Source organism: Robertmurraya sp. DFI.2.37 (assembly GCF_029211245.1).
Lineage (GTDB): Bacteria > Bacillota > Bacilli > Bacillales > Cytobacillaceae > Robertmurraya > Robertmurraya methanolica_A.
Genome location: NZ_JARGEJ010000147.1, coordinates 1 through 849, shown reverse-complemented (window position 1 = coordinate 849; position 849 = coordinate 1). Strand labels below are relative to the sequence as shown.

At 45.0% G+C, this 849-nt stretch carries 1 protein-coding gene; it reads left to right on the top strand.

The window, feature by feature from the left end; genetic code table 11:
* Nucleotides 1–14: 14 nt before the first annotated feature.
* On the top strand, nucleotides 15–849 hold an 835-nt coding region (locus PZE06_RS25810; protein WP_275792095.1), incomplete at its 3' end, for a mobilization protein.

Below are 849 nucleotides of genomic sequence, written 5' to 3'. Positions count from 1 at the left end.
AAAAATGTTAACTTATGGGAGCAACAAGTATTCATGTACAAGCAGTGAAGCCGGGGAGCGAGATTCACAACTTTAGGGAAAAAGAGTTGGACTATGTTCGTCCGGAACTTAGTCATTTGAATGAAAGCTGGGTTGGAGATAGCATCTCCCATCGGCTGGAGAGTGCGAAACAGAGATATTTCGATACGGTTGGGCAGAAGATGCAGACTAAAGCAGCACCCATACGGGAGGGGGTAATAGTAATCAAGCAAGAAACCACCATGCAGGAACTCCAGCAATTCGCTGCGGTCTGCAAGGAACGTTTCGGTATTGAAGCGTTTCAAATCCATATACACAAGGACGAAGGATACATGAACGCAAAGCAATGGACACCTAACCTTCACGCCCATGTAGTTTTCGATTGGACGCAGCCGAACGGGAAGAGTGTGCGTTTATCGCGTGATGACATGGCAGAACTCCAAACCATAGCATCTGAAGCACTGGGCATGGAACGTGGTGTTTCTTCTGATCGCAAACACTTATCGGCTATGCAGTACAAGACCGAATGTGCGAAAGAACAGCTTCAGGAACTATCCAACGATATATCCAGTGCGTTAGACAAGCACAAGGACGTGCAAAACCAGCTTCTTCAGCTTCAGAAAGAACTACGTTCCATTGAAACAAAGAAAAACGTCCAAAAACTCATTTCTAAGGCTTCAGAGAAGTTTTACGGCTTGATAGGGAAAACGGTTAACGATAGGGAAAAAGATGCCTTAAAAGCCAAAATAAAGGCTTTAGAGGGGGAAAATGAACAGCTATCCGATAGACTGGGAAAGGCTATACTTGAAAAAGAGCGAAACGGCACAAAGG